This window comes from Streptomyces sp. C1-1, from assembly GCF_050214755.1.
Taxonomy (GTDB): Bacteria; Actinomycetota; Actinomycetes; order Streptomycetales; family Streptomycetaceae; genus Streptomyces.
The window spans coordinates 8,544,304-8,566,150 of sequence record NZ_CP189826.1 but is presented as its reverse complement, the minus strand read 5'-3'; the positions used below and the strand labels follow the sequence as shown (position 1 = coordinate 8,566,150).

At 73.1% G+C, this 21,847-nt stretch carries 20 protein-coding genes; 10 read left to right on the top strand and 10 right to left on the bottom strand.

Annotated elements, in window-relative coordinates; all coding sequences use genetic code 11:
- Positions 1-3: 3 nt before the first annotated feature.
- The 5 genes from ACQF4J_RS38995 to ACQF4J_RS38975 all read right to left on the bottom strand — a co-directional run bounded on the left by ACQF4J_RS38995 (position 4) and on the right by ACQF4J_RS38975 (position 4,930).
- Positions 4-645: a GTP-binding protein gene (locus tag ACQF4J_RS38995; protein ID WP_427167857.1), complete on the bottom strand. Its 642-nt coding sequence runs from the start codon at positions 643-645 to the stop codon at positions 4-6.
- Positions 646-710: 65 nt separating this feature from the next.
- Complete coding sequence (locus ACQF4J_RS38990; protein ID WP_351575507.1) at positions 711-1,124, bottom strand: DUF742 domain-containing protein; 414 nt, start codon at positions 1,122-1,124, stop codon at positions 711-713.
- Between the two features lie 22 nt (positions 1,125-1,146).
- Entirely contained in the window at positions 1,147-1,584 is a 438-nt protein-coding gene (locus ACQF4J_RS38985; protein ID WP_351575504.1) for a roadblock/LC7 domain-containing protein, read from the bottom strand.
- The gene (locus ACQF4J_RS38980; protein ID WP_427167856.1) at positions 1,581-4,103 is read right to left on the bottom strand and encodes a sensor histidine kinase; all 2,523 of its coding nucleotides are present in this window, start codon (positions 4,101-4,103) and stop codon (positions 1,581-1,583) included. Before ACQF4J_RS38980 ends, ACQF4J_RS38985 begins: the two co-directional genes overlap by 4 nt.
- Positions 4,104-4,156: 53 nt before the next feature.
- On the bottom strand, positions 4,157-4,930 hold the full coding sequence (locus tag ACQF4J_RS38975; protein WP_351575491.1) for an MHYT domain-containing protein: 774 nt from the start codon (positions 4,928-4,930) through the stop codon (positions 4,157-4,159).
- Between the two features lie 152 nt (positions 4,931-5,082).
- Between ACQF4J_RS38975 and ACQF4J_RS38970 the strand changes: the two genes are divergently transcribed.
- Positions 5,083-5,703, top strand: a complete 621-nt coding sequence (locus ACQF4J_RS38970) for a class I SAM-dependent methyltransferase (protein WP_427167855.1) — start codon at positions 5,083-5,085, stop codon at positions 5,701-5,703.
- Here the strand turns inward: ACQF4J_RS38970 and ACQF4J_RS38965 are convergent.
- Positions 5,689-6,585, bottom strand: coding sequence for an oxygenase MpaB family protein (locus ACQF4J_RS38965; RefSeq protein ID WP_427167854.1), 897 nt, complete (start codon positions 6,583-6,585; stop codon positions 5,689-5,691). The two genes, ACQF4J_RS38970 and ACQF4J_RS38965, sit on opposite strands and share 15 nt — an antisense overlap.
- A 99-nt stretch (positions 6,586-6,684) precedes the next feature.
- On the opposite strand from ACQF4J_RS38965, the gene ACQF4J_RS38960 reads away from it, so the two are divergent.
- The 3 genes from ACQF4J_RS38960 to ACQF4J_RS38950 all read left to right on the top strand — a co-directional run bounded on the left by ACQF4J_RS38960 (position 6,685) and on the right by ACQF4J_RS38950 (position 9,608).
- Entirely contained in the window at positions 6,685-6,981 is a 297-nt protein-coding gene (locus tag ACQF4J_RS38960) for a hypothetical protein (protein ID WP_351575637.1), read from the top strand.
- 135 nt (positions 6,982-7,116) lie between these two features.
- Positions 7,117-8,028, top strand: coding sequence for a hypothetical protein (locus ACQF4J_RS38955; protein ID WP_427167853.1), 912 nt, complete (start codon positions 7,117-7,119; stop codon positions 8,026-8,028).
- A gap of 188 nt (positions 8,029-8,216) precedes the next feature.
- Positions 8,217-9,608, top strand: a complete 1,392-nt coding sequence (locus ACQF4J_RS38950) for a tannase/feruloyl esterase family alpha/beta hydrolase (RefSeq protein ID WP_351575479.1) — start codon at positions 8,217-8,219, stop codon at positions 9,606-9,608.
- Positions 9,609-9,612: 4 nt separating this feature from the next.
- Here the strand turns inward: ACQF4J_RS38950 and ACQF4J_RS38945 are convergent, their stop codons facing one another.
- Entirely contained in the window at positions 9,613-9,795 is a 183-nt protein-coding gene (locus ACQF4J_RS38945; RefSeq protein ID WP_200699304.1) for a hypothetical protein, read from the bottom strand.
- A gap of 126 nt (positions 9,796-9,921) precedes the next feature.
- Positions 9,922-10,983: an acyl-CoA desaturase gene (locus tag ACQF4J_RS38940; protein ID WP_427167852.1), complete on the bottom strand. Its 1,062-nt coding sequence runs from the start codon at positions 10,981-10,983 to the stop codon at positions 9,922-9,924.
- A 244-nt stretch (positions 10,984-11,227) separates the two neighbouring features.
- Between ACQF4J_RS38940 and ACQF4J_RS38935 the strand changes: the two genes are divergently transcribed.
- Entirely contained in the window at positions 11,228-14,092 is a 2,865-nt protein-coding gene (locus tag ACQF4J_RS38935) for an SNF2-related protein (protein ID WP_427167851.1), read from the top strand.
- On the top strand, positions 14,089-15,357 hold the full coding sequence (locus tag ACQF4J_RS38930) for an SWF or SNF family helicase (protein WP_427167850.1): 1,269 nt from the start codon (positions 14,089-14,091) through the stop codon (positions 15,355-15,357). Before ACQF4J_RS38935 ends, ACQF4J_RS38930 begins: the two co-directional genes overlap by 4 nt.
- A gap of 71 nt (positions 15,358-15,428) precedes the next feature.
- Here ACQF4J_RS38930 and ACQF4J_RS38925 read toward each other — a convergent pair whose 3' ends face one another.
- Positions 15,429-15,857, bottom strand: coding sequence for a hypothetical protein (locus ACQF4J_RS38925; RefSeq protein WP_427167849.1), 429 nt, complete (start codon positions 15,855-15,857; stop codon positions 15,429-15,431).
- Positions 15,858-16,088: 231 nt separating this feature from the next.
- Entirely contained in the window at positions 16,089-17,255 is a 1,167-nt protein-coding gene (gene xylA / locus ACQF4J_RS38920) for a xylose isomerase (RefSeq protein ID WP_351802624.1), read from the bottom strand.
- A 153-nt stretch (positions 17,256-17,408) separates the two neighbouring features.
- On the opposite strand from xylA, the gene xylB reads away from it, so the two are divergent.
- The 4 genes from xylB (at position 17,409) to ACQF4J_RS38900 (ending at position 21,835) form a co-directional block, all read left to right on the top strand.
- Positions 17,409-18,851 (top strand): xylulokinase, encoded by a 1,443-nt coding sequence (gene xylB / locus ACQF4J_RS38915; RefSeq protein WP_351575462.1) that lies wholly within the window; start codon positions 17,409-17,411, stop codon positions 18,849-18,851.
- Between the two features lie 10 nt (positions 18,852-18,861).
- Entirely contained in the window at positions 18,862-20,070 is a 1,209-nt protein-coding gene (locus ACQF4J_RS38910; protein ID WP_351802626.1) for an ROK family transcriptional regulator, read from the top strand.
- A 384-nt stretch (positions 20,071-20,454) separates the two neighbouring features.
- Complete coding sequence (locus ACQF4J_RS38905) at positions 20,455-20,727, top strand: hypothetical protein (RefSeq protein WP_427167848.1); 273 nt, start codon at positions 20,455-20,457, stop codon at positions 20,725-20,727.
- Between the two features lie 94 nt (positions 20,728-20,821).
- The gene (locus tag ACQF4J_RS38900) at positions 20,822-21,835 is read left to right on the top strand and encodes an acetamidase/formamidase family protein (RefSeq protein WP_351802630.1); all 1,014 of its coding nucleotides are present in this window, start codon (positions 20,822-20,824) and stop codon (positions 21,833-21,835) included.
- Positions 21,836-21,847 lie beyond the last annotated feature (12 nt).

Below are 21,847 nucleotides of genomic sequence, written 5' to 3'. Positions count from 1 at the left end.
GCGTCAGCCGACCGAGTCGAGCAGCCGGGCGGTGTGCATCCGCCCGGCGTACTCGACGAGCCGGATCAGCACCTCCTTCCCCGAGTCGCGGTCCCGGGCGTCGCAGAGCACCACCGGCGTACCCCGGTCCAGGTCGAGGGCGCGAGAGACCTCCTGGGCCGTGTACCTGCGGGCGCCCGTGAAGCAGTTGACGGCCACCACGAACGGGATGTGCCGGTGCTCGAAGTAGTCGACCGCGGGAAAGCAGTCGTCGAGCCTGCGGGTGTCGGCGAGGACGACGGCGCCCAGCGCCCCTTGGGCCAACTCGTCCCACAGGAACCAGAAGCGGTCCTGACCCGGTGTGCCGAAAAGGTAGAGGGACAGGCCGGAGCGGATGGTGATGCGGCCGAAGTCCATGGCGACGGTCGTCGTGACCTTCTGGTCCACGCCGCCGGTGTCGTCCACCGACTGACCGGCCTCGCTGAGCAGTTCCTCGGTGCGCAGCGGCTTGATCTCGCTGACCGCGCCCACCAGGGTGGTCTTGCCCACGCCGAACCCGCCGGCGACCAGTATCTTCAACGCGAGCGCGGCCGTCTCACCGCCCTGGGCGTCGGAGTGCTCGGGCTGCTCGGGGTGCTCGGGGTGCTCGGGGTGCTCGGAGATCATCGATCACTTCTCTCGGGTGTACCGGAAACGGTGGGCGTCCATACGCGTCTGGTCGTCGACGTTCGTCACAGCGCCCGCAATCCCTCGATCACTTCGCGCAGAATCCGTTCGTCGGGAAGCTGGGCGGGAGGCACGGGACGGCTCACGGTGACGCGGCCGAACTCCAGCAGGTCACCGAGGAGTACACGGACCACGCCCACGGGCAGGTCGGCGCCGGCGGCGAGTTCGGCGACCGACTGCGTCTCCGTGCGGCACAGGGCGATCAGGGTCCGGTGCTCCGGGCCGAGCGCCGCGTCGTCCGCCCCGCCGGGCGCGCCAAGGTCCAGGGTGACCAGGGCGATCAGGTCGAAACGGACGCCGGTCGGCCCGGGCCGGGTTCGCCCTCCCGTCATGGCGTACGGCCGCACGAGGGGCCCGGCCTCGCCGTCGTACCACTGGCTGCCCGGCTGCTGTGGGACGCCGGTCCTGTCGAGGTTCATGTGCGCGGACCGCCCTCGCGCCTCATCGGGCGGCGGGCGGCCGCGCGGCGACGCGCGGCGCTGTGTACAGGTGCTCGCCGACTCGCTTGACCAGCCGCGCCATCTCGTAGGCGACCAGGCCGATGTCGGCGGTCACGGCGGTCAGCAGGGCCAGGCAGGAGCCGTCGCCCGCGGCGGCCACGAACAGGAAGGCGTCGTCCATCTCCACCATGGTCTGGCGCACGCCGCCGGCCCCGAAGTGGCGGCCCGCGCCCTTGGCCAGGCTGTGAAAGCCGGAGGCGACGGCGGCGAGGTGTTCCGCGTCCTCACGGCGCAGATCGGTGGACGCGCCCACGGCGAGTCCGTCGTTGGACAGCACCACGGCGTGCCGCACCTCGGCCACGCGCAGCACCAAGTCGTCCAGCAGCCAGTCGAGTTCACCACCCCGCTGGGCGGCCCTCGTGCTCGGATCCTGGATCATGCGCGATCTCCTTCGCTGCTGTCGCTGCCCGCTGTGGATTCCGGGCCGGCACCGCGGCCCGGTTGCCTGCCACCGCCGCGCGCCCAGCCGTCGCGGTAGGCCGCCATGCGCTCCCGTACGACCTCCGGGGTGCGCTGTTCGTCTGCGAGGGGGCCGGAGGGCCGCTGGGCCGGTTCCTCGGCGCGGTGCCCGCGCAACTGGGGGGCGAGGCTCGCCTGGCGCACCCGGCGGGGCAGGTCGTCCGATGCTTCGACGTCGTCCTCGGGACGGTGCAGGCGCAAGGCGGTCACTCCAGGGGGTGGGGGGTCGGACGCCGGTTCCGCCGTGGCGGGTGCGGGTGCCGACAGCGCCGGCCGCTCGGCAAGGGCGTGCACGGACTCCTTGGGCGACGTGGGGGCGGGTACGCGCGCGTACTCGCGTTCCACCGGCCGCTGCGGGTCCGCCGCCTTGCCGGGAGAACGTTCCGCCGCGTCGGCGTGCAGAAGTGCGGTCGGCAACAGGACGACCGCGGTGGTGCCGCCGTACGGGGAGGTGCTCAGTTGCACCTTGACGCCGTGGCGGGCCGCGAGCCTGCTGACCACGAAGAGGCCGAGCCGGTCGCTGTCGAAGAGGTCGAGCGCCTCGGACTGGGCGATGCGCCGGTTGGCCTCGGCCAGGGTCTCCTTGCCCATGCCCAGGCCGCGGTCCTCGACTTCCAGAGCGTAGCCGTTGCCGACGGGTTCTCCCGTGATGCGCACACGCGTGTGCGGTGGGGAGAACTGGGCGGCGTTCTCGACGAGTTCGGCCAGCAGGTGGGTGAGGTCGGCGACGGCCGCGCCCATCACGGACGCCTCGGGGAGCTGTCGTACCTCCACGCGCGCGTAGTCCTCGACCTCGGACACGGCCGCGCGCACCACGTTGGTCAGCGACACCGGCATGCGCCAGGCACGGCCGGGCGCCGCCCCCGAGAGGATGATCAGGCTCTCGGCGTGCCGCCGCATCCGGGTGGTGAGGTGGTCGAGCCGGAAGAGGTCGCTCAGTTCGTTCGGGTCGTCGGAGCGGCGCTCCATGCTGTCGAGCAGGGTCAGCTGGCGGTGGACGAGGACCTGGCTGCGGCGGGCGAGGTTGACGAAGACGCCCGAGATGCCGCTGGCGAGTTCGGCGCGCTCGACGGCGGCCCGCAGGGCGGCGCGGTGCACTATGCCCAGGGCCTCGGCGACCTGTCCGGCCTCGTCCTCGGCGGGCGGTCCGTGCGGGGCCTCGGAGCGGATGTCGATCTCGTCGCCGGCGCGCAGCTTCCGCATCGCCTCGGGGAGGCTGCGCCGGCCGATCTCCAGGGCACTGTTGCGCAGGCCCACCAGCTCGACGACGAGACCGCGGCCGATGCGCACGGAGATGACGAGCGAGGCGGCCACGGCGGCGAGGCCAAGGAGGACGGCGGCGCCGGCGGGGGTGAGCAGGCCGCGGGTGAACGGATCGGCCCGGCCGGCGACCTCGTGTCCGGCGTCGGCCTCGATGGCGCGCATGCCGGCCTGTACGCGTGCGTGGGCGCTGTTCCAGGTGTCTTGCGACGCCGTGGCCCTCAGCGGGCCCGGGGTGCCGGCCAGGACGCGGTTCTCGGCGGTGCCGACGGCCCTGTAGGCGCTGCTGCCGGCGAGGTCGTGCCAGGTGTCGCGCTCGGTGCCGTGGAGGTCGGCGACGGCGATCCCGGTGAGGGTCCGGCGGGTGTCCACGGCGCCGGTGAACAGCGTCAGTCCGGCGCCGCTGAGACCGTCGACGCGGTCCGCGCCGGCCAGTATCGCGTCCTCCTGGGCGAGAGCTTCGCCCGCGCGGGAGAACTCGAGCAGCACGCGCGCGTCGGTGCCGAGGTCGGCGTCCCGGATGCCGCCGAGCGCGCCGCCGACCCCGAAGGCGGTGGCGATGGCGCTCGTGTAGCCCCCGTACGCCCGGGTCCAGTCGGTGCGGTGGTCCAGGGCGGCGGTGCGCAGGGGAGTCAGCTGTCCGGCGCCGGTGACGAATGTCTTGAGCCGTCGGGCCACGTCTGCGGGGAGTTCCGTTCCGTCGGCGACGGTGCTGTCGTCACCGAGCCGCAGCCGGGCCACGGCCCGGTCGGTGCGGTCCGCGAGCCGTTTGTACTCGTTCCTGTGCCGGGGCGACGGATCGGCGGCGCAGCGCACCGCGGCGGTGCGTTCGGCCTGGAGGGCGGCGACGGCCTCGGCGACGGGCGTGCGGATCTCGTCGTCGACGCGCTGCAACTGCCGCAGTCCGGAGACGCCTTGGGCGGTGGTGACGGTGGCGTAGGCCCACAGGGCCAGCAGCGAGACGACCGGCACCATCAGCAGGCAGACGATCCTGGCCCGGATGGTGCGCGGGCGTATTCGCCGCCGCGTCGCGCGCGTGGGCTGCTCCCGCGGCGCCGAGCCGTCGTACTCCTGCTCGCGCTCGTCGGCCGGCGGTCCGGCGTGGGCGCGCCGACCGCGCGGGAGAGACCCGGGGGGCGTCTCGGCGCCGCTGGTGGACGTCCTACGGGGTGTGCGCATGGACTCCTCGCTCGGGAGTGGTTTGGATGCGTGCCGTCGGGCCGGACCCGTGCCTAGGGGACGGCGCTCTCGACCGGCCGCTGGGCCGAGGCGGACGCCTCGCGCTCCCCGGTCGTCGGCGAGAGCGCGACGAAGGCGGAGGTCAGGAACAGGTAGGACCCGAGGCCGACGGCGAGGGGGAAGATGAACTGCATCGCCGTGGCCCCGGGCAGGGCCTGGCCGGAGGGCACGACGTCGACCCGCACCGCGAACATCGCGGTGTAGTGCATGCTGGTGACCGCGGCGCCCATGATCAGCGAGGCGAGGCTGACGGCGACCGGCGACTTGATGTTGAGCCCCGCCCACAGGGCCGCCGTGGCCGCGACGACGGCGATCAGCACGGAGAGCGCGACGAGGGCCGGGTCGTAGCCGACGTGGCCGTGCAGCCGTACCGCTGCCATGCCCAGGTAGTGCATGCTCGCCACGCCGATGCCGGTGGCGAGTCCGCCGAGGAGCAGCGCCCGGGTGCGGTCCTTGCTGTAGCCGACGGCGAAGACCCCGCCGCAGACGACGAGCATGGCGACGAGCAGGCTCACGATGGTCAGCGGCACGTCGTAGCGGATGTCGGTGCCGCTGACGCCGAAACCGAGCATGGCGACGAAGTGCATGGTCCAGATGCCGGTGCCGATGGCGGAGGCGGCGGTGAGCAGCCAGTTGCGGCGCGAGCGTCCGGTGGCGCCGAGGGCGCGGACCGTGCAGCGCAGCCCGAGTGCGGCGCCTATGCAGGCCATCACGTACGACAGTACGGGGGTCAGCCAGCCGAAGGTGGCGTGGTCCAGGTGTCCCATGGCCCCGGGACGCTACTGGGAGCACAGGCGCACAAAGGGGGCGCATTTCGAAAGGTGCTGCAATATGACGCAGCGGTGCGCCTGAAAGACCGGGTCACGCCCGAACGTGCGCACCAGGGCGTCATCCGTGGCGGTGAGGGATCATGCGGAACATGAGCGACGACCACACACATGTGCAGGAGTTCTTCGGTGCCCGCGCCGCCGACTGGGACAGCCGGTTCCCCGACGACGGGCCCGCCTACGCCTCCGCGGTCGCCGACCTCGGGTTGCGGGAGGGCGACCGGGTGCTCGACGCCGGCTGCGGCACCGGGCGGGCCCTGACGCCCCTGCGTGCCGCCGTGGGGGCCACGGGAGTGGTCGTCGGGGCCGATCTGACCCCGGCCATGCTCCAGGCCGCCGTACGGGCGGGCAGGGACCGCGACGGGCAGCTGCTGCTGGCAGACGTGGCCGCGCTGCCGCTGCGGTCGCGGTCGCTGGACGCGGTGTTCGCCGCCGGGCTGATCGCGCATCTGCCCCGGCCGGCCGACGGTCTGCGGGAGTTGGCCCGGGTGGTGCGTCCCGGCGGCGTGCTCGCCCTGTTCCACCCCATCGGCCGGTCGGCGCTCGCCGCGCGCCAGGGCCGCCGGATCACTCCGGACGACCTGCGCGCGGAGCCCAACCTCCGACCCCTGCTGGCCGCTTCGGGATGGCGGATGACGTCCTACGCCGACGAGGACACCCGCTTCCTCGCCCTGGCCGTGCGGGAGGATCGGACCGGCTCACTCGCCGGCTGACACGTCCAGGTGCCGAACGGGACAGCCCCGCACGCCCGGAACCGGCCAGGTGCCCAGCCGCTCCAGCGTGTAGCCGTCCGGGTAGCCCTTGACCTCCCAGTTCTGCCGCGCGTGGTGCGGTGTCCGCCGCGGCGGCATCAGGCGCACGAACCGTCCACGCGCGCGTACCCCGCGGCGCACCAGCGCGCGCGTGGCGGGGCTCGGCGGCGAGTAGCGGAAAGCCCGCAGGAGGCGGTCGTCGAGGAGGGCGAGAGTCGAGGTGCGCAGGAGGGGGGCAAGCGGGCGCGGATACCAGGAGGCCATCAGGTCGAGCGTGGCGTCGGAGACCCGCCGCGCGCCGGCGTCCCACGCGAAGTGGGCCTCCTCGTAGTCGTCGAGAAGCGCTTCGAACTCCTCGTAGGACCCGGGGATGTCCTGGATACCCATGTGGCGGCCGAGGGTGCGGTAGTGCTCGGCGGTGGCGACGATCTCGTGCCGTGACAGCCTGCGCCAGCCGTAGGCGTCGATCCACCGCTTGGGCATCACCACGAACGTGCACAGGACGTAGCGCATGTCGTCGTTGCCGATCTCATAGCTGCGGTGCATCCGGTTGATCCGGCGGATCGCCGTGCGGCCCTCCGCGCTGCCGAAGCCGTGCTCCACGACGGCGTCGAGCAGCAGCGTGGTGTCGTCGTACCGCTTCTGGGCGCGCTCGGTCAGTTCCGCCGTCTCGGCGAGCAGCCGGCCGATGGCGGGCACCGCGTACGTCCGGTAGAGGGCCAGTTCCAGCGCGCGGGTGTAGTCCCATGGGAACTCGTAGGCCGAGCTGAGACGGTAGATCTCGGATGCGTCCCGGTACGGGTCCAGCCGCCGGATCTCCTCGAGCCGCTCGAAGCGCTTCACCGCGTCCTCCCCCTTCTGCCGTCGGGACTCCAACTCTACGTTGAGGGGCAGGAGATGGACGATGTGTCAGGGCAACGACGCAGGGGGAAGGCGATCAGTATGTGGGGCAGGCTGCGCAAGTCCGGTGCCAGATTCCTCACCGCCGCGCGCGGGGGGATGAACGACGGCCGGGACAAACGTACACACAATCTTTTCGAAGCCGCTGCCGCGTACGTCTCGGCGTGCGCCGAGGACGACCAGGAGCGGATCGACGAGGCGGCGGGCTGGGTGTCCCCGGAGGCGCTGTCCTTCGGGGTCAACGAGCTGGCCTGCCGTGCGTTGATCGCGCTGGCCCGGGAGCGGGACGAGTCCCCGCGGGCCGTGGCCCGCACCCTGCTCGGGCTTCCGGCGGCCTGACGCGCGCACCGGCCGGAGGTCGATTCGCCCCGTCCACCCGGAAAACTGCAGCTCCGGGTGTGCTTGCGAGTCGTGACAAGCGCCTTCCGCGCGCATTAGGGTGCGCGCCGTTGGACGAACGATGGGGAGGCTGGGATGGCCGGGACGGACGAGGGCGCCGTCGCCGCCGCGGACGACGCGCTCTATGTGCTCACGGCGGTGCTGCTGACGCCGGCGAAGTTTCCGAGCGTGCTGGGCGACGACTATCCGGAGGCCTGCGCGGCGCTCGGCCTCGCGCCGCTCGCCGATGGTTACGGCCTGGTGATCGGCCAGGACGGGGACGGCGCGCGGTGGACCGTCGTGGTCGACGACGTGTCGCTGGTCGCCGTCGCCATCGCGTCGTGGGACTGCGGCATGGAGTACGACCTGTCGCCCGACGAGCGTTCGGTCGTGGCGGCTCTGCCGGGCTGGCCGCTCGCGGTCGCCGTCGCGGCCCCCGGCGTGCCCGAGCCGCACGACCCCGCTCCCGAGGTCGCGGAGCGTGCGCCGCTGGCGCCGCCGGACACGACCACCTGGGGTCCGGCCCAGCGGCGGCTGGGCGCCGACGAGATCGCGCTCCAGTGGGCCCTGTGGCGGGAGCAGATCGACGACGGCGCCTTCGCGGGCGCGGACGGGGCCTCGGCGGCCGGTGAGGGCTCGCAGGACGCCGATGAGGCCGGCCAGGGCGAGCCGGACAAGTCCGGTGAGTCGAGCGATTCGGGTGAGTCGGGGGCCGACGGTCGGCAGGTGAAGTCCGCCGGGCACAACGGGATTCGGCGTGTACTGGCCGAGGCGCGCGCGTACGTCGAGTCGCCGCCGCCGCTCGGCCGCGTCCGCTCGTCGTTCGCCCCGGGCGACGCGCGCACCCTGCGCGCCGACGGTCCCGGCTGGTCGCTGGTGGCCCGGACCGACGACATCGCCTTCGTGCTCCTCGACGCGGAGCCCGGCGAGGTGCTGCCGGTGGGCCGGGGGCCGGAGCTGCCGGGGCTGCTGGAGGCCCTGGACAAGATGGCCGTGCGCCCGAGCTGAGCCACCGGGCGGGCGCCACCTGTGCTGCTCCCCCATAAGGCCGCCTGTGCTGCTCCCCCATATGACGGCCTCCTTCCATGGGGTCCCGACCCATGGATGCGCTGAACGCCTGACCGCACCATGAGGCAGCTCTCGGCGCCCGTCTCACTCGGGCGCCGCCTACCCAGCGCTGCCTCAGGAGGCCCGTCATGCGTCCCATCCGCGGTGTTCCGCTCGCTGCCGCCACGTTGCTCGCGGCGGCCCTGGCGTGGCCGGCTCATGCGTCGGCCGCGGCGGTGGGCGGGGAGCACTGCGCCCGGCAGGAGCGGGTGCGCGTACCGGGCGCGGCCCTGCAGCGCGACGCGTGTCTGCCCGACCTGACCACGACCGGGCTGGCCGGGACGCCGTACACCGACTCGGCCGATCAGGCGGGGCTCACGGCCGCCGGCACGCGCACTCCGTCAGGGGTGCCCGGGCTGCAGATCGACGGGTACTTCCCGGACTCCTCCCACTTCAACACCACCCATGGCTGGGCGCACGACGCGCAGTTCGTGATCCGGCTGCCGGACCACTGGAACGGCGGCCTGGTGGTCACCGGCGCACCGGGCACGCGCCGGCAGTACGCGACGGACAAGGCGATCTCGGACCAGGTGCTGGCCGAGGGCTACGCCTACGCGGCGACCGACAAGGGCAACAGCGGCGCGGACTTCTACCGGGACGGGACCCGCCCCGGTGACGCGATCGCCGAATGGAACGCGCGCACCACCCAGCTCACGCGAGCGGCCAGGCGCGCGGTGGCCCAGCGGTACGGGCAGGCCCCGAGCCGCACGTACATGACGGGCATCTCCAACGGCGGCTATCTCACCCGGTGGCAGCTGGAGAACCATCCGGAGCTGTACGACGGAGGCGTGGACTGGGAGGGCGCGCTGTGGACCGCGGACGGACCCAACCTGCTCACCTCCCTGCCCACCGCCGTGGCCCGGACACTGGGCTCGGCCCGGGACGAGGACATGTACGCGGTCGGTTTCGCACGAGGTTCCGAGTTCCTGTGGCCGTATCACGAGAAGGCCTACTGGGGAGTCACACAGAAGATCTACCGCGCCGAGTTCGACCCCGGTTACGACCTGGGCTGCCCCGGTCCGTCCGCCGGGAGCACCGCGGACCAGATCCTGGCCCCCTGCGCCTCCGACGCCACCTACGACTACGCGGCACGCCCCGCCGCCGTGCACCGGGCCGTGGCCCGGGTGTCGCTGACCGGTCGGATCGGCAGGCCGCTGATCACGCTGCACGGCGACCTCGACGCCCTGCTGCCGAAGGCGGCCGACTCGGACGTGTACGCGCGCATGGTCGGCGCGAGCGGCCGTGGCCCCCTGCACCGCTACTACACGATCCAGGGCGGCACACACGTCGACGGCCTCTACGACACCTATCCGGACCGGCTGCGGCCCATCCTGCCCTGCTACCGGTCGGCCTTCGACGCGCTGGTCTCCTGGGTGGAGAAGGGCACGCGGCCGCCCGCCGACCACACCGTCGCACGGCCTTCGAGCGGCGATGTGGTCGACTCGTGCGCGCTTGCCGATCCGGGTGCCTCGTCGCGGTAGCGCCTCAGCGGCCCAGCTCCTTGCGGTTGATGCGGCGCAGCCTGCGCCGCTGTGAGGGGTCCAGCGTGAGGTATGCGGCCGTCGGGATTCCGATGACTATCAGGACCACCGCCCAGAAGGGCAGCCAGATCCACAGGAAGAGCCCGAGCGCCACACCTCCTATGGCGATCTTCGCGTTCCTCGACATGTGCGTCGCCTCCTTCGCGGCCACTGCCGCTCTCTGTCCTGAAAACGGGCCCGGGCTCCCCACGGTTCCGGGCCGCGACCCTGAGACGACCCTGAGTCGTGACCCCGACTCGTCCCTGAGAGCCCTTTATGACCGTGCCGGCCGGAGGGGCTCCCCCACCTCGTGCAGATGGAGCAGGGCCTGCCGGTAGGAGTCGACGAGCCCGGTCTCCGCGTAGGGGATACCCAACTCCTCGCAGTGGGCGCGCACCAGAGGCCGGGCCAGACGCAGATGGGGGCGCGGCATGCTGGGGAAGAGGTGGTGCTCGATCTGGTAGTTGAGGCCGCCGAGAAACCAGTCGGTCAGCACTCCGCCGCGGATGTTGCGCGAGGTGAGGACCTGCCGGCGCAGATGTCCCCACCGCTCGCCGGTGGGGTCCGGCATCTCCATGCCCTTGTGGTTCGGAGCGAAGGCCAGTCCCAGGTGCAGGCCGAACAGCGCATGGTGCAGGGCGGCGAACGCGAGCGCCTTGCCCGGTGACAGCGTGATGAGCAGCAGCGTCGCGTACGCGGCGACGTGCGCCACGAGGAGGCTGCCCTCGACCGCGCGCTCCCGGAGGGGCTGTCGGCGCAGGTCCTTGAAGCCGTGGACCTTCAGGGCAACGCCTTCGAGGAGAGTGAGCGGGAAGAAGAGCCAGGCCTGGTTGCGGGTGAGCCAGCGGCGGAGGCCCGAACGGTGTGCCGCCTGTGCGGCGGTGAAGACCAGGACGTCGGCGACGACGTCCGGGTCCTTGTCGATGTGGTTGGGGTTGGCGTGGTGACGGTTGTGCTTGTCGTTCCACCAGGCGTAGCTCATCCCCAGCAGCAGGTTGCCGTGGATCAGGCCGATGGCCCGGGCGCGGGCCTTGTGGCCGGTGATCTGGGAGTGTCCGGCGTCGTGGCCTATGAACGCGGTACGGGCGGAGAAGACCGCCAGCGGCGGGGCCAGGAGGAGGGACCACCAGGAGTCGCCGGTAAGGACGACTCCGGTGACCACGCACGCCAGGGCGAGCGCGTTGACGGCGATGCCGAGCGCGTACCAGGTGTGGCGCCGCTCCAGGAGGCCCTGGCCCTTGACCGTGCGCAGCAAAGGCGTGAACTCGCTCGCGGAGGGCGGTGCGGCGCGCGCGGCGGGGATCGGTTCGACGACGGCTGTGACGGGCTCGGGCATGTCCGGTCTCCGGCTCCTCGGGCAACGGTCTGACCTGTAGAAACGTACGGACCGACGACAGTCGGCGACCATGACGCCACCACCCGTGTACGGCCTGGTGCCAGCCCGGGGCGCACAGGGGGGTTGACAGCACCCCCAGGGTGAGGAATTCCGGTGGGCGGCGACCGCGGTGGATCTTGGGCCGGATTGCTGTACCCTCGACCCTCCCGACCTCATTAGTCAAATTTGAGGAGTGCGGTTCGCCGTGCAGAGGATCCTTCTGGCCACACCGTCCGAGATCCATGAGCTGACCCGCTGCCGCGCTGTCTTTCTGCCCGGCGACCCGGCACGTGCCGGCGCCGTCGCCTTCTGGCGGCCCGACGGCGCCGCCCCTCCGTCGGTCGCGGCCGGAAGTGCCCGTGCGGTGGGCGTCGTCCTGCCGGGTGAGGACGGTCTCGAACAGATCGACGTGCCCGCCGCCGTGCTGCCGGTGCGGGCGGCACTGCCGGTCCTCACACGCGCGCGTGCCGACGCGAACGGGCCCCGGGCGACGGCTTTCTGGGGCGCCGCGGCCGTACTCGCACTGCACCTGGTGGCGCGTGGACTGCTGCTGCCCGGTCTGTCGCCCGGCGACCACGACGCCTGGCGCGTCGGTCCGCTGTCCCCGGAGGACGCCGAGCAGGTGCGCCGGCTGGCCGCCGCAATGCCGCCGGAGGCGCACGCCACACCGCTGAACGGCACCGAGCCCTGGCGCCTGCCGGACCCGGAACGGCTGCTGCGCGCTTTCCTGGACGCGGTCGCCGACACCGTGCCGCGCTCCCCCGCGGCACCGCTGGTGACCGGCGGCCCCGCCTACGCGGCGCGCGAGGCGCGGCGCAGGCCGGAACTGCGGGACTGGGCCGCCGACGTCGCCGCGGGTCACGACGCCGGTGTACGGCTGTCGTTGCGGATCGAGGTGACCGGCCTCGCGGACCCGGCCCCGGACGACACGGCGGTGACGTTCCGGGCGGTGCCCCAGGTGCACGGCGTGCACGATCCGGGGCTCGTGGCGGATGCCGCCGACATGTGGGACACCGCCGCGCACACCGCCAGGGGCTTCGGCCCCCGCGCGCGCCTGGACACTCTGTTGGCGTTGCGGCGCGCGGCCCGGGCGTGGCCGCCGCTCGCACCGCTTTTGTCGGCGAGCGTGCCGGACGCGGTCGAGCTCGCCGACGAGGAGATCACCGAGCTTCTCTCCGAGGGCACCGGGGCGCTCGCCGCGGCCGGAGTCGACGTGCACTGGCCGAAGGAACCGGCCCGCGGGCTGACCGTCGGCGCGGTGATCGGTCCGCCGGAGGGCGAGGCGACGGCCCACCGGGACGAGTCGGACGCGCCGTCGTCGCTGTCCGCCGACGCGCTGCTCGCCTTCGACTGGCGCTTCGCGCTGGGCGACCGGCGGCTGACGCGGGAGGATTTGGACCTGCTCGCCGAGGCCAAACGCCCCGTCGTGCGACTGCAAGACCAGTGGGTTCTGGTCGACCCCCGGGAGGCTCAGCGGGCCCGCGCGCGGCACGCTCGCCGGATCGCGCCCGTCGACGCCCTCAGCGCCGCCCTGACGGGCTCCACCGAGGTCGACGGCCACCTGGTCGCCGTACACCCCACAGGCTGGCTGGAAGCCCTGCGCGAGCGGCTCGCGGAACCCGAGGCGCACGAGCCCGTCGGACAGCCCGCAGCGCTCGCGGCCACCCTTCGGGACTATCAGCTGCGGGGGCTGAGTTGGCTGGCCCGAATGACGTCTCTGGGGTTGGGCTGCTGTCTCGCCGACGACATGGGGCTCGGCAAGACGATCACGCTGATCGCCCTGCATCTGCACCGGCAGGCCAGGACGTCGACGGCCGGTCCCACTCTCGTGGTGTGTCCGACCTCGCTGATGAGCAACTGGCAGCGGGAGATCGAGCGGTTCGCACCGGGCACCCCGGTGCGCCGTTTCCACGGACCCGGCCGGGGCCTGGACGGCGTCGGCGACGGGGAGTTCGTGCTGACCACGTACGGCACGCTGCGCCTGGACGCCCGCCGGCTCGGGGAGGTGTCGTGGGGCATGGTCGTGGCGGACGAGGCACAGCACGTGAAGAACCCGTACTCGGCGACCGCCCGACAGCTGCGTTCCGTCGGCGCACGCGCACGCGTGGCGCTCACCGGCACCCCGGTGGAGAACAACCTGTCGGAGTTGTGGGCGATTCTCGACTGGACGACCCCGGGGCTGCTGGGCCGGCTCGGCACCTTCCGCAGCCGATACGCGCGGGCCGTCGAGGGCGGCGGGGACCCGGCCGCCGCCGAGCGGCTCTCGCGGCTGGTACGGCCGTTCCTGCTGCGGCGGCGCAAGGCGGACCCGGGGATCGCGCCGGAGCTGCCGCCGAAGACCGAGACGGACCGCGCCGTGTCGCTCACCGAGGAACAGGCCGCGCTGTACGAGGCGGTGGTGCGCGAGACGCTGGCGCAGATCTCGGGAGCCGACAGCATGGCGCGACGCGGACTGATCATGAAGTTGCTGACGGGACTGAAGCAGATCTGCAACCATCCGGCGCAGTTCCTGAAGGAGGAGCTGCCGAGGACCGGCGGGCGCTCCGGGAAGCTGGAGCTGCTGGACGAACTTCTCGACACCATCCTCTCCGAGGGGTCGAGTGTTCTGGTCTTCACCCAGTACGTGCGCATGGCACGCCTGCTGGAACGGCATCTGACGGCACGCGGAGTGCCGTCTCAGCTCCTGCACGGCGGCACGCCCGTCGCCGGCCGGGAGGCGATGGTGCGGCGGTTCCAGGACGGCGAGGTACCCGTCTTCCTGCTGTCGTTGAAGGCCGCCGGCACGGGCCTGAACCTCACCCGTGCCGAGCACGTCGTGCACTACGACCGCTGGTGGAACCCGGCCGTCGAGGCCCAGGCCACCGACCGGGCCCACCGGATCGGCCAGAACCGGCACGTCCAGGTGCACCGGCTGATCGCCGAGGGAACCGTCGAGGACCGTATCGCCGAGATGCTGGCCCGCAAGCAGGAGCTCGCCGAGGCGGTGCTGGGCTCCGGCGAGGCCGCTCTCACGGAGCTGACGGATGCCGAGCTGGCCGATCTGGTCGAGCTGCGAGGGGGAACACGATGAGCCGGCACGACGCCGACAGCGAGCGCACGTTCGCGCCGCTGCCGCCCCCGCACGGGCGGGCCTTCGCGCACACGTGGTGGGGCCGGGCCTGGTTGAAGGCCCTGGAGGACGCCGCACTGGACTCGGCTCAGCTCAAGGCCGGGCGCAGGCTCACCCGCGCGGGAGCCGTGGGTGCGGTGTCCGTCCGGCCGGGGCGCATCACCGCCGTGGTCCAGGACCGCGACCGCAGCGCCCACCGCGCCGACGTCCTGTTGGCGGAGCTCGACGGCGAGCAGTGGAACCGCCTGCTGGACATGACGGTCGAGCGGGCCGGACACGTCGCGGCCCTCCTGGATCGCGACATGCCGCCGCATCTCGTCGAGGACGCGGCGGCGGCCGGCGTCGAACTGCTGCCGGGCATGGGCGACCTGGAGGCGCAGTGCGACTGCGGCGCCTGGGACCACTGCGGGCACACCGCGGCCCTGTGCTACCAGGTGGCACGGCTGCTGGACCAGGACCCGCTGGCCCTGCTCCTGATGCGGGGACGGGGCGAACGGGCGCTGCTGACCGACCTCCAGGCCCGCAGTGCGCCACCCGCTGCGGAGGCATCCGCAGACGAGGGCGTGGACGCCACGGAGGCGTATGCGGCCGGCGACATCCTGCCGCCGCTGCCCGCCCTGCCGGACCTGCCCGCGGAGCCCGGCACGCCGCCCTCCTTCGTCACCGACACCCCACCCCCAGCGGGCATCGATCCGGACGCGCTGCGGTACCTGGCCGCCCGGACCGCCGCGGAAGCGCACCGGCTCCTCGCCGAGGCCCTGCATGCCGGAACGGAACAAACCGGTCTCGCCGAGGAGTTGACGACCGCCCAGGACGCGGTGCGGCTGGCGCTCGGCGGGCCCTTGGAGGAGGTGGCGGACCGGCTGGCGGAGGGCTCGGCACGTGACCGGGAGAGTCTGGCGCCGGCCACGCGCGCGTGGGAGCTCGGAGGTGCGGACGCGCTGGCCGTGCTGGAGGAGGAGTGGATCGTCTCGGGCGAAACGCTCGCACGCGCGCGTGCCACCCTTGAGGAGGCGTGGGAAGACGAGGAGCGACCGTCGCTGCGGTCCGTCGGCAACCGGTGGACCGTCGTGGGTGCGCCGGTCCAGTTGCGGCTGGGGCGGGACGGGCGTTGGTGGCCGTATCGCGAGGAGCGCGGACGCTGGGTTCCCGGCGGCGTAGCTTCCCGGGACCCGGCGACAGCGCTGGCCTCACTGGAGGCGGCTGCCGAGGACGGTGACGGTTGACGGGAGTCACCGCAGGGCGGCCGCCTCAGATGCCCGACCGCGCGTAGCCGCCTCCGATGCCCTTCCGCACGTCACGGCACATCGAGGCCGCCCAGGGACGGGATCAGCGACTCGATGCCGCTCGGGATCTCGCTCGGCAGTCCGCTGGGCAGCTTCGACGGCAGTTCGCTGGGCAGCTTTGTCGGGAAGCCGCGGGGCGGGGACGGTGAGCCGCCGGTGCCGGTGCTGCTGTGGGCCGGCGCCTTCTTGTCGGGTGAGCCGTCGTGCCGGGATGTCGCCATGACCACGACGACGGCCACGGCCGCTATCGCGGCGAGCGCCACCAGCCAGACGAAGAGCGGGCTTCGCCGCCGTCCGGGCCCAGGCGGCCGGTCCGGACCCTCCGGCGGCCGGGGGCCCGACGGCCAGTCGTCGTAGGAGGGCGGTCCGAAGCCGCCGCCTGGAAGCGGCGTGTCACCCGGCGGTCCGGGCGGGCGAGGCGGTACCGGCGGGATGGCCATACCGTCCAGAATCGCCTCGGACCGGACGACGCGCGAGCCCCGCACGGAACTTGATACGGCCCCATTCCGTGGACCGCACGATTCCGGCGCATTCCGTGCGGAGCCCGCTCACGGACGCGCGCGCGACATGCCGGGCCGGCTCACGGACGTACGCGTTCCGGCCGCGCACGCCCGCGTGTGCCGTGCGGCGGACACGCGGGCGTGCGCATGGACACGCACGCCCGCACGTGCTCAGCCGCGCGCCCCCAGCAGGTGGTCCATCGCCAGCTGGTCGAGCCGCTCGAAGGCCATCCCGCGCGCGGCGGCCGCCTCCGCGTCGAACTCCTCGAAGGCACTGCGGTCGGCCAGCAGCGCCTCCAGGCCGTCCGCCGCCGTCTGCTCGGCGAGCTGGTCCAGCCGCGAGGCGCGCAGGGCCTCCTGCACCTCCGGGTCGGCGCGGAAGGCGGCGGCGCGCTCCTTGAGGATCAGGTAGTTGCGCATGCAGCCCGCCGCCGACGCCCACACGCCGTCGAGGTCCTCGGTCCGCGGCGGCTTGAAGTCGAAGTGCTTCGGGCCCGCGTAGCCGGCGCTCTCCAGGAGGTCGACCAGCCAGAACGCGGCGCGCAGGTCGCCGGCGCCGAAGCGCAGGTCCTGGTCGTACTTGATGCCGGACTGGCCGTTCAGGTCGATGTGGAACAGCTTGCCCGCCCACAGGGCCTGCGCGATGCCGTGCGGGAAGTTCAGTCCGGCCATCTGCTCGTGGCCGACCTCGGGGTTGACGCCGTACAGCTCAGGGCGCTCCAGGCGCTCGATGAACGCCAGGGCGTGACCGACGGTGGGCAGCAGGATGTCGCCGCGCGGCTCGTTCGGCTTGGGCTCGATGGCGAACTTCAGGTCGTAGCCCTGGGAGGTGACGTACTCGCCGAGGAGGTCGAAGGCCTCCTTCATGCGGTCCAGGGCGACCCGTACGTCCTTGGCGGCGCCGGACTCGGCGCCCTCGCGGCCGCCCCAGGCGACGTAGGTCTTCGCGCCCAGCTCGACCGCGAGGTCGATGTTGCGGATGGTCTTGCGCAGGGCGTAGCGGCGCACGTCGCGGTCGTTGGCGGTGAACGCGCCGTCCTTGAAGACCGGGTGGGTGAAGAGGTTCGTGGTGGCCATCGGGACGGTCATGCCGGTCGCGTCGAGGGCCTGGCGGAAGCGCTTGATGTGCGACTCGCGCTCGCTGTCTGAGGATCCGAAGGGGATCAGGTCGTCGTCGTGGAAAGTGACGCCGTAGGCGCCGAGCTCGCTCAGGCGCTGCACCGTCTCGACCGGGTCGAGGGCACGCCGCGTGGCGTCGCCGAACGGGTCCCTTCCCTGCCAGCCGACGGTCCACAGGCCGAAGGTGAACCTGTCTTCGGGGGTGGGCTGGTAGCTCATGCCGCGGCTCCTTGCTTCGCAGACTGTCGTGCGGACTATGGCGAACTATTTCGTCATGGCCGTTTACAAATTAGTATGCGGACGCAGCCCTGGGAAGAGTCCAGGGGGTCTGTCACAAAACATCCCGCTGAGCCGCGGAAGAGGGAGAGCCCGATGTCAGCAGCCGAGGGACCGCTCGTCGTCGGCGTGGACACGTCCACCCAGTCCACCAAGGCGCTCGTCGTCGACGCGGCCACCGGCCTCGTCGTCGCGAGCGGTCAGGCCCCCCACACGGTCTCCTCCGGGGCCGGCCGCGAGAGCGACCCGCGCCAGTGGTGGGACGCCCTGTGCGAGGCCCTGCGCCAGTGCGGCGACGCGGCGCACGAGGCGGCCGCCGTGTCGATCGGCGGTCAGCAGCACGGCCTGGTCACGCTCGACGAGCGGGGCGAACCGGTACGCCCCGCCCTGCTGTGGAACGACGTGCGCTCGGCGCCGCAGGCCCGCCGCCTGATCGAGGAGCTCGGCGGCCCGAAGGCCTGGGCGGAGCGCACCGGCAGCGTCCCCGGGCCGTCCTTCACGGTCACCAAGTGGGCGTGGCTGGCCGAGCACGAGCCGGAGGCGGTCCGTGCGACCCGGGCGGTGCGCCTGCCGCACGACTACCTCACCGAGCGCCTGACCGGGCAGGGCACCACCGACCGCGGCGACGCCTCGGGCACCGGCTGGTGGGCGTCCGGGACGGAAGGCTACGACGAGGAGACCCTCGCGCACGTGGGCCTGGATCCCGCCATGCTGCCCCGCGTGGTGCGGCCGGGCGAGGTGGCGGGCACCGTGCGCGACGGCCACGACCTGCCGTTCTCCAAGGGCACCCTGGTCGCGCCGGGGACGGGCGACAACGCGGCCGCCGCGCTGGGCCTCGGGCTGCGGCCCGGCGCCCCCGTGCTCAGCCTCGGCACCTCGGGCACCGTGTACGCCGTGTCGAAGCACCGACCGGCCGACCCCACCGGCACGGTGGCGGGCTTCGCCGACGCCCACGGCGACTGGCTGCCGCTCGCCTGCACGCTGAACTGCACCCTCGCCGTGGACCGTGTCGCCGCCCTGGTGGGCCTCGACCGAGAGGCCGTGGAACCCACCGGCGTCACCCTGCTGCCCTACCTGGACGGTGAGCGCACCCCGAACCTGCCCGGCGCGTCGGGGCTGCTGCACGGCCTGCGGCACGACACGACCGCCGGTCAGCTCCTGCAGGCCGCCTACGACGGCGCCGTGCACTCCCTGCTCGGCGCGCTCGACCTCGTCCTCGACGCGGACGCGGACCGCTCGGTGCCGCTGCTGCTGATCGGCGGCGGCGCCCGCGGCCGGGCCTGGCAGGAGACCGTACGACGGCTGTCGGGCCGCGCGGTGCAGGTGCCCGAGGCCAGGGAGCTGGTCGCGCTCGGCGCCGCCGCGCAGGCGGCGGGGCTGCTGACCGGTGAGGATCCGGCCGCGGTCGCCCGGCGCTGGAACACGGCCGCGGGGCCGGTGCTGGATGCCGTGGAGCGGGACGACGAGACGCTGGAAAGGATCGCCGGGGTACTCTCCGACGCGGCCCCGCTGCTGGAGCGGAGCACCGAGAACGGCTGAGGACGGGGGCATGAGCGCACCGCTGCACGAGGCACACCCGGCCGGGCCCGGCCGGGCGCTGCCGGACACCCAGCAGGGCATGCGCCGCCGCAACCTGGCCCGGGTGATGCACACGGTCAGCGCCGAGGGCCCGCTCTCCCGTGCCGCCGTCGCCTCCCGTATCGGACTGACCCGGGCGGCGGTGTCGAGCCTCGTCGACGAGCTCATACGCTCGGGCCTGCTCGACGAGCTGGGTCCCGAGCGGCCCGGCCGGGTGGGCCGCCCCGGCTCGGCGCTCGCCGTCAGCGGGCACGGCCCCGCCGGGATCGGCGCGGAGGTCGGCGTCGACCATCTCGCGGTGTGCGCGGTCGATCTGCGCGGACAGGTACGGGCGAAGGCCGTCCGGCACGGCGCGAACCGCGGCCGTGCCCCCGAACCGGTGATCGGGGAACTCACCGAGCTGGTGCACCGGGTCGTCGCCGAGGCGCAGGGCGAGGGGCTGTGGCCCGCGGGGCTCGCGGTGGCCGTGCCGGGCCTGGTGGCCCGCGACGCCCGCACCGTCGTCCGCGCCCCGAACCTGGACTGGCACGACACCGACCTCGGCGCGCTGCTGCCGTCCGACTGGCCGCTGACCGTCGGCAACGAGGCCAACTTCGGCGCCCTCGCCGAACTCTGGCTCGGCGAGGGCACACCGCGCGACTTCCTGCACGTGTCCGCGGAGATCGGCATCGGCGCCGCGGTCGTCGTGGCCGGCGGGCTGCTGCGCGGGACGCGTGGGTTCGCGGGCGAGCTGGGGCATGTGCCGGTACGTCCGGAAGGGCCCTCCTGCCCCTGCGGCGGCCGGGGGTGTCTGGAGCAGTACGCCGGTGAGGAGGCGGTGCTGCGGGCGGCGGGACTGGAACCGGGCGAGGACCGAGTCGGTCTGCTCGCGAACCGGGCCGCCGACGGCGACGCCGACGTACGGCGGGCCCTGCACGACGCCGGTGAGGCGCTCGGCATAGCGCTGACGGGGGCGGTCAACCTGCTGGATCCCGAGGGCGTGGTGCTGGGCGGCGCGCTGGCCGGGCTCGCGCCGTGGCTGCTGCCGTCGCTGGAGGCCGAGTTGGCCCGGCGCACCGCCGGCCCCGCCTGCCCGGTGACGGTGTCGGGTCTCGGTTCCGATGGACCGCTGCTGGGCGCCGCGCACTCGGTGGTACGGGCGGTCCTCGACGATCCGGCGGCGGTCGCGGAGCGGGGCTGACCCTCGGCCGCACCGCCCGGTCCGCGGACCCGGTCCACCGCGCCGGAACGGCCGCATCAGACTCTCTTCACCCGTCCGGGTGGCCGAGTTGTCCACACCCGCGGTGGCGTCCACCGAAGCACGTCGTGCCCTTCTGCCCATCCCGCGAGCGCCGTACCGTGAATCACGCGAGGCGCAGCCGTCGGTATCGAGGGCGTCGGGCAAGTCGGCGTGGATTGAGGGGGATTCACATGTCGGGGGAAGCGGGGGGAGGGCTCAGGCGCGACGCGATCGGACTGCGCGAGGTGCTGTTCCAGAGCATCACGGCCATGGCTCCGGCCGCGGCGGTCGCCGCGTCCATTCCGTCCGGGGCGGCGTTCGCCGGGGGGCAGTCTGCCCCTCGCGGTGCTGATCGCGCTGGTGGCCTGTCTGTTCACCGCGTCCTGCGTGGCCGAGCCGGCACGGGAACTCCCGGCCGCCGGTTCGGTGTCCACGTACGCGGCGCAGGGACTGCACCCCGTCGTCGGGTTCCTGGTGGGCTGGGGTTACGTCTTCGTGGAGGCGCTCGTCCCACCACTGCTGCTTCTGCAGCTCGGGTTCACCACGGCAGGCACGCTGCACCAGGAGTGGTCCTCGGCATATGGATGGCTCTCGGACTCGTGGTGCTGGTCGTGCTGACGCGGCGCCATCCCGGGCGAATAGCCGAGACCGCTCGCGTCCACCTCGACGAACCCGCCCCCACCGATCCCGCGCAGAACGGAGCGACACACCGATGAGCGACCCCCGGATCCTGACCGTCCGGCCCGAACCGGGCGAGTACGCCTGGACGTTCGGTGGCGCACCGCCCGTGGCACGCGTCACGCCCGGCACGGTCCTCGACCTGTACACGGAGGACTGCTTCGCCGGGCGGGTGCGGTCCGAGAAGGACCTGGTGTCCGAGGTGTGCGAGTTCCCGTTCCTCAATCCGCAGACCGGCCCGTTCCATGTGGAGGGCGCGGAGCCGGGCGACACCGTCGCCGTGCACTTCGTGTCGATCGAGCCGGCGCGCGACTGGGCCGCGTCGACCACGGTCCCCCTGTTCGGCGCGCTCACCTCCACGCACGCCACGGCCACGCTGCAGCCACCGCTGCCGGAGACCGTGTGGATCTGGCAGCTCGACCTCACCCGGCGCACGGCGCTGTTCCGGGCGCACGACAGTGACATCGAGGCCGAGCTGCCCCTCGACCCGATGCACGGCACGGTGGGCGTCGCGCCCGCCAACCTGGAGGTCCGCTCCGCACTGGTGCCCGACGCCCACGGCGGCAACATGGACACGCCGGAGATGCGGGCCGGCGTCACCTGCTATCTCGGGGTGAACGTGGAGGGGGCGCTGCTCAGCCTCGGCGACGGGCACGCCCGGCAGGGCGAGGGCGAGACCTGCGGGGTCGCCGTCGAGTGCGCCATGAACACCGTGGTGATCGTCGAGCTGCTCAAGGGAGTGGCCACGCCCTGGCCGCGCATCGAGTCGGACACCCACATCATCTCGACCGGCTCGGCCCGTCCGCTGGAGGACGCGTTCCGGATCTCGCAGCTCGACCTGGTGCAGTGGCTGGTGCGCGACTACGGGTTCGGTGAGCTGGACGCGTACCAGTTCGCGACCCAGGCGGTGGAGTCGCCGTTGGCCAACGTGTGCGACACCAACTACACGTGCGTGGCGAAGATCCGCAAGCAGTGGCTGCCCGAGCGCGAGACTTACCGCGGCATGCACGCCCGGCTTCGGGAAACCGCCGCCGCGCTGGGGCGCTGAGCAGGCCCACTC